General features: G+C 73.6%; 1 protein-coding gene. It reads right to left on the reverse strand.

Going from position 1 to position 7,814, the window contains the following annotated elements:
• On the reverse strand, positions 1 to 7,814 hold a 7,814-nt coding region (locus ACFZDC_RS41640; protein ID WP_391332283.1), incomplete at both ends, for an SDR family NAD(P)-dependent oxidoreductase.

Genomic DNA, 7,814 nt, shown 5'->3' on the forward strand with positions numbered 1-7,814 from the left:
ATCCCGGCCCGCTCGAACGCCTCCCACGACGTCTCCAGCAGCAACCGCTGCTGCGGATCCATCGCCAGCGCCTCACGCGGCGAGATCCCGAAGAACTCGGCGTCGAAGTCCGCCGCGTCGTGGAGGAAGCCGCCCTCTCGGGTGTAGCTGGTGCCCCATTGGTCGGGGTTCGGGTCGTAGAGCTTCGCCACGTCCCAGCCGCGGTCCTCGGGGAAGCCCGACACCGCGTCGCGGCCGGAGGACACCAGGTGCCACAGGTCTTCGGGCGACCGCACGCCGCCGGGGTAGCGGCAGGCCATGCCCACGATCGCGAGGGGCTCGTCCGGCGTTCCGGTGGCCGTGGAGAGGGGCGCCGGCACGGCTGCCGGTGCCTCGCCGGAACCTGCGGCTTCGGTGGTGAGGAAGCGGGCGAGGGTGAGCGGGTTCGGGTAGTCGAAGATCAGGGTGGCGGGCAGGCGCATGCCGACGGCCGAGTTGAGCCGGTTGCGCAGTTCGACGGCGGTCAGCGAGTCGAACCCGATGTCCTTGAACGAGTCGTCCGCGCCGACCGACTGTGCTCCGGCGTGCCCGAGCACGGCGGCGACCTCGGTACGCACCAGGTCCAGCACCACCTGCTCGCGCTCGGCCTCCGCCAGCCCGGCCAGCCGCTGACCCAGCGATCCCTTCGGCGCGGTCCGCGCCGCGCGCCGCACCGGCGCGCCCCGCACCAGTCCGCGCAGGACCGGCGGCACGGGCTGCCCCTGGCCGTCGCGGAAGGCGGACGTGTCGAGCCGGATCGGGGCCACTGCCGCCCGATCGGTGGCCAGTGCGGCGTCGAACATCCGCAGGCCGTCCGCCGACGGGATCGCGGCGAGTCCCATGCGCTTGATGCGGGTGAGATCGGTGTGGTCGAGGCTGCCGGTCATGGCGCTCTCGCTGTCCTGCGCCCACAGACCCCAGGCCAGCGACGTGGCCCGCAGGCCCGCGGCACGGCGGTGCTCGGCGAGGGCGTCGAGGAAGGTATTGGCAGCGGCGTAGTTCCCCTGGCCCGGCGTGCCGAGGGTGCCCGCCACCGAGGAGAACAGCACGAACGCGGACAGGTCGCCGCACAGCTCAGCCGCCAGGTCGTGCAGGTTCAGCGCCGCGTCCACCTTCGGGCGGAACACGGCGTCCAGCCGCTCGGGGGTCAGCGAGCCGATGATTCCGTCGTCCAGTACGCCGGCGGTGTGGATGATCGCGGACAGGCTCTGCCCGGGCCCGGTCAGGAGTGTACGGACGGCGGCGCGGTCGGCCACATCACACGCGGCCCAGGTGACGTCGGCGCCCTGTGCGGTCAGCTCGGCGGCGAGCTCGGCCGCGCCGGGTGCGTCCCCGCCGCGGCGGCTGACGAGCAGCAGACTGCGGACGCCGTGCTCGGCGACCAGATGCCGGGCGAACAATCCGCCCAGGCCGCCCGACGCACCGGTCAGCAGGACGGTGCCGGAGCCGAGGCCGGGAAGTTCCGGCTCCGCGTCCGGCACGGCGACGCGGACCAGCCTGGGCACCCGGACCTCGTCGTCCGCGTGCACCGCGGCCTGCGGCTCACCCGACGCGATCAGGCCGGGCAGCACCCGGGCAAGGCCGGCGTCGTCAACACCGCTGCCCGCCTCGGCACGGGTATCGCTGGAGGTCTCGACCAGCACGATGCGGTCGGGGTTCTCGGTCTGCGCCGAGCGCACCAGTCCGCAGACCGCCGACTGGGCGAGGTCTCCCCCACGCGTCACCAGCACCAGGCGCCCCGGGCGTTCCTCGGCCAGCCACCACTGCACCAACTCCAGCACGGCATGGGCGACCTCACGGACCCGGGTGGCCAGGTCCGCGCCGGCCCCGGTCGGGCAGGGCACGACCACGGCATCGGCGACGGCTCCGGCATCGGCTCCGGTGACCGCCGGCGAGTCGGCGGCCCCAAGCGCGGCGAGATCCTCGTACGTCTCGATCCTCATGCCACCCGGCGCGGACGGCAGGCTGACCGGCGTCCACTCCAGGCCGAAGACCGCGTCGTCGCCGCCGGAACCGGCGCGCAACTGGTCGGCGGGCACCGGGCGCAGCGTCAGCGCGTCGACCCGCGCGACCGGCTCCCCGGTGCCGTCGGCCAGCACCAGCGACACCGTGGAGGTGCCGGTGCCGGCGCGCGAGACCTTCACCCGCAGGCCGGAGGCTCCGGCAGCCGCCAGGCGCACGCCGCTCCACGCGAACGGCAGCAGCCCGTTCCCCGTCCCGGCCTCGGGCTCGACCGCGCCCAGCCAGACGGAGTGCAGGGCGGCGTCGAACAGCGCGGGGTGCAGACCGTACGCGCCCGCGTCCGTCCGCTCCGCACCGGGCAGCTCCACCTCGGCGAAGAAGTCGTCCCCGCTCCGCCACGCGGCGCGCAGCCCCTGGAAGGCGGGGCCGTAGTCGAGCGCCATGCCGGCGAGGCGGTCGTAGAACCCGTCGACGTCGATCGGCTCCGCTCCCACGGGCGGCCACGCGGCGAGCAAGCCGTCCACGGGTCCTCCAGTGGCGACGGTCAGCGAGCCGGAGGCATGCCGGACCCATGCCCGCCCGGAGTCGTCCTCGTGGGCGTACGCGTCAGCGTCGTCGATCCGCGAGTGCACGGTCAGCGGCCTGCGGCCCGAGCCGTCGTCGGCGCCGACGCGCACCTGCAGGGCGACGCCGCCGCGCTCGGGCACGAGCAGCGGTGTCTCCAGCGTCAGCTCTTCCAGCAGGTCGCAGCCCACGGCGTCGGCAGCGGTGACCGCCAGCTCGACGAACGCGGTTCCCGGCAGGAGCGCGACCCCACCGACGGCGTGGTCCACCAGCCACGGATGCGTGTGCGGCGAAAGCCGCCCGGTGAGCAGGTGTCCGTCGCCGTCGGCCAGCGGCACGGCGGCGCCGAGGAGCGGGTGACCGGCCTCGCCCTGCCCCACCGCGCGCATGCCACCGGCAAGGGCGGGGGCGTCGAGCCAGTAGCGCTCGCGCTGGAAGGCGTAGGTGGGCAGGTCGACGCGGCCGGCACCCGGGAAAAAGGCGTGCCAGTCCACTTCGACGCCGCCGACGTGCAGTTGGGCGAACGCGGTGGTGAGCGCCCGGGCTTCGGGGCGGTCGGCTCGGAGTACGGGGATGGTGACGATGTCGTCCACACAGCCCTGCGCCATGCCGCTGAGGACACCGCCGGGTCCGATCTCCACGAACCTGGTCACACCCAGGCCGTGCAGGGTCTGGATACCGTCGGCGAAGCGCACCGCCTCACGGACGTGCCGCACCCAGTACTCGGGCGTGTACGACTCGGCCGGCCGGCCGGTGAGATTCGAGACCACCGGGATCCGCGGCTCACTGAACGTCAGACCGCGAACAACCTCTGCGAACTCCCCCAGCATCGGGTCCATCAACGGCGAGTGGAAGGCGTGACTGACCTTCAACCGGGACGTCTTACGACCCTGACCGGCGAAGATCTCACCGACCGCGGTGACCGCGTCCTCAGCGCCGGAAACCACAACTGACCGAGGACCGTTGACCGCCGCAATCCCTACCCCGTCGGTCAGGTGCGGCAGCACCTCGTCCTCCGTCGCCTGGACCGCGACCATCGCCCCGCCGGCGGGCAGCGCCTGCATCAGTGCGGCACGCGCCGACACCAGCTTCGCCGCATCCTCGAGCGACAACACACCCGCCACATGAGCGGCCGCAATCTCACCCACCGAATGACCGGCCACATAATCCGGCCGCACACCCCACGACTCCAGCAACCGGAACAGCGCCACCTCGACCGCGAACAACGCCGGCTGGGCGCAACCCGTCTGATGAAGCGTTTCCGCATCGACGTCGACCGGCGCGTCCAAAAGCGCGCACACCTCGTCGTACGACGCAGCGAACACCGGGTACGCCGCGTACAGCTCACGCCCCATTCCCAGCCGCTGCGAACCCTGGCCCGAGAACAAGAACCCGAGCTTGTCCGCCGAGTGAGCGCGCCCGGCAACGACGTTCGCCGCCGGTTCGCCTGCCGCGAGGGCCTCCAGCCCCGCCCGCAGCTCGGCCGGGTCGGTGCCGATCACCGCGGCCCGGTGCTCCAGTGCCGAGCGCGTCGTGGCCGACGAGAATCCGGCGTCGACGGGCGACACGTCGTCGGTCGCGAAGGCCAGCAGACGCTCCGCCTGGGCCCGCAGCGCCACTTCACTCTTTGCTGACAGCACCCACGGCACGGGCACCGGGCGGTGTTCCCGGGCCGGCTCGGCCGCGGCCGCGGCGGGCGCTTCCTCGATGATCGTGTGCGCGTTGGTGCCGCCGATACCGAAGGAGGACACCGCGGCCCGGCGGGGCCCGGTGGTCCCGGGCCATTGCACCGGCTCGGTCAGCAGCCGCACGGCGCCTGCCGACCAGTCGACGTGCGCGGTCGGCTCGTCCACATGGAGCGTCTGCGGCAGCACGCCGTGCCGCATCGCCAGCACCATCTTGATCACACCGGCGACACCCGCGGCGGCCTGCGTGTGACCGATGTTGGACTTGACCGAGCCCAGCCACAGCGGCTGTCCTTCGGGCCGCTCCTGGCCGTACGTGGCGAGGAGCGCCTGCGCCTCGATCGGGTCGCCGAGCCGCGTGCCCGTGCCGTGGGCCTCGACGGCGTCCACGTCGGCCGGCGTGAGCCCGGCGGACGCCAGCGCCTGCCGGATCACCCGCTGCTGCGAGGGGCCGTTGGGCGCGGTCAGACCGTTGGACGCACCGTCCTGGTTCACCGCACTGCCGCGGACCAACGCCAGCACCTGGTGCCCGTTCCGACGCGCGTCGGACAACCGTTCCACCAGCAGCAGACCGACACCCTCGCCCCAGCCCGTGCCGTCGGCACCGGCCGCGAACGCCTTGCACCGGCCGTCGGGCGACAGCCCGCGCTGCCGGCTGAACTCCACGAACAGGTCCGGCGTGGTCATGACGGTGACGCCCCCGACCAGGGCCATCGAGCACTCGCCGCTCCGCAGTGCCTGGGCGGCCAGGTGCAGGGCCACGAGTGAAGACGAGCAGGCCGTGTCGACCGTGACCGCGGGACCCTCGAGGCCGAACGTGTAGGAGATGCGTCCGGAGACGACCGAGGCCGCCTTGCCGGTGAGCGCGTACCCCTCGATCTCCTCGGGCGCGTTGCGTAGCCCGTTGGCGTAGTCCTGGCCGTTGGTGCCGATGAAGACACCGGTGCGGCTGGCGCGGACGGACGCGGGGGCGATGCCGGCGCGTTCGAAGGCCTCCCACGCGGTCTCCAGCAGCAGCCGCTGCTGCGGGTCCATCGCCAGCGCCTCACGCGGCGAGATCCCGAAGAGACCGGCGTCGAAGCGGTCGGCGCCCTGGATGAAGCCGCCCTCGCGCGAGTACGTCTTGCCGGGCCGGTCGGGGTCGGGGTCGTAGAGCGCGTCGATGTCCCAGCCGCGGTCGGTGGGGAAGCCGGACATCGCGTCCCGGCCGGAGCTCAGCAGCTCCCACAGGTCCTCCGGCGACTGGACGCCGCCGGGGAAGCGGCAGCTCATGCCGACGATCGCGAGGGGCTCGTCGGCCGCGGCGGCGGCCGTCGCCTGCGCGGCGGCCTTCTCCAGCCCGTGCCGACCGAGGAGTTCCTCGCCCAGGTGACGGGCGAGGGCGGTGGGGGTCGGGTGGTCGAAGACCAGGGTGGTGGGCAGCTTGAGGCCAGTGGCCGTGTTGAGCCTGTGGCGCAGTTCGACGGCGGTGAGCGAGTCGAAGCCGGTCTCGCGGAACGTCCGGTCGGCTTCGAAGGCACCCTTGCCCGTGTGGCCGAGCACCGTGGCGGCCTGCTCGCGGACCAGGTCCAGCAGGATGCGGCCCTGCTCCCCCGGCGTGGCGCCGAGGAGGCGCTCGACCAGCGCGGACGCGGGTACTTCGGGGCTCTGCGCGGCCCGGGCGCGTGCTTCGAGGGCCTCGCGGGCCTCGGGCACGCCGTGCAGCAGCGGGCAGGGCCGCGTGCCGGCGAAGGCCGGGACGAAGCGCTCCCAGTCCACGTCCGCGACGGTCATGGAGGTCTCGCCGTGGGTCAGCGCACCGTGCAGCACGGAGATCGCGGGAAGGGCCGCGATCGCCCGTACGCCGCGCCGCCGCAGATGGTCACCGGCGGCGCCGTCGGCCATGCCTCCGTCCGCCCAGGATCCCCACGCGACGGCCAGCGCGGGCACGCCCTGCGCCCGGCGGTGCTCGGCGAGGGCGTCGAGGAAGGCGTTCGCGGCACCGTAGGCGCCTTGGCCGCCGTTGCCCCAGACACCGGTCATCGAGGAGAAGAGCACGAAGGCGTCGAGGTCCTGACGGTCCCGGGTGAGCTCATGCAGATGGAGCGCTGCGTCCACTTTGGGGCGCAGCACGTTGTTGAGGCGCTCGGGCGTGAGCGATTCGACCAGGCCGTCGTCGAGTACGCCTGCGGTGTGCACCACGGCGTTCACGGTGTGCCGGCCGAACAACTCGGCGAGCGCGTCGCGGTCGGCCGCGTCGCACGCGACGACGGTGACCTGAGCGCCCAGTTCCGCCAGCTCCGCCTTGAGTTCGGCGGCGCCCGGGGCGTCGGGGCCCCGGCGGCTGGTGAGCACCAGGTGCTCGGCACCGGCACCGGCGAGCCAGCGGGCCACGTGCCCGCCCAGCGCACCCGTACCACCGGTCACGAGCACGGTGCCGCGCGGCGACCAGGGTGCATCCGCCGGTGCCGCGCTCTGCGGCGCGCGCACGAGGCGGCGGCCGTACACTCCGGAGGCGCGTACGGCGAGCTGGTCCTCGTCGGCCTGGGCCAGCAGGCCGGCCAGTCGTTCCAGCGCGCGGGAGTCGAGCTCGGCGGGCAGGTCGACGAGCCCGCCCCAGCGCTGCGGCTGTTCCAGGGCGACGATCCTGCCCAGGCCCCAGAGCTGGGCGGAGACGGGGTCGGTCAGCAGATCCGCCGTGCCGGTCGACACTGCGCCGCTGGTCAGGCACCACAGCGGGGCCTCGATCCCGGCGTCGCCGAGGGCCTGGACGAGCAGGACGAGCCGCTGGAGGGCGTTCGCCCCCGCTTCTCCCTGTGCTGCGGCGAACAGGATGCCATCGGCCTGCTCGTGCCCGGCGTCGGCGAAGGCCCGGGCGAGCGCGTCACGGTCGGTGTCCTCGCCCACGGCGAACGGTACGAGCGCGACGCCGAGTTCCGTGAGCCCGGCGCGGATCGCCTCGGTCCACGCGGTCTCCTCGGAGACCACGTGGAGCCAGGTCCCCGACGGAGCGGCCCGGACCATGTCACCGAGCGGCTGCCAGGTGATCCGGTAGCGCCAGCCGTCGGTGGTGGACTGCTCGCGCCGCTTCCGGCGCCAGGCCGACAGCTTGGACGCGACCACGTCCAGTTCGGCGGGCTCCAGTCCCAGGAGCGCACCGAGAGGTGCCCGGTCCTCGCTCTCGACGGAGTCCCAGAACTCGGCGTCCATCGCGTCCGGGGCGCCGGCGGTCGCCGCCCGAGGCGCGTCGAGCCAGTAGCGCTCGCGCTGGAAGGCGTACGTGGGCAGGTCGACACGGCGGGCGCCCGGGAAGAGCGCCTGCCAGTCGGGGGAGATGCCGTGGGTGTGCAGCCGCCCGATCGCGGTGACGAGCGCGTACGGCTCGGGGCGGTCGGCGCGCAGGACGGGAACCGTGACGATGTCTGTGCCGTCGTCGAAGCAGCCCTGCGCGAGGGCGCTCAGCACGCCACCGGGTCCGATCTCGACGAACGTGGTCACGCCCAGATCACCGAGGGTCTGGATACCGTCGGCGAAGCGCACCGCCTCACGGACGTGCCGCACCCAGTACTCGGGCGTGTACGACTCGGCCGGCCGGCCGGTGAGATT

Source organism: Streptomyces sp. NPDC007905, assembly GCF_042959345.1.
In the GTDB taxonomy this organism is placed as follows: Bacteria; Actinomycetota; Actinomycetes; order Streptomycetales; family Streptomycetaceae; genus Streptomyces.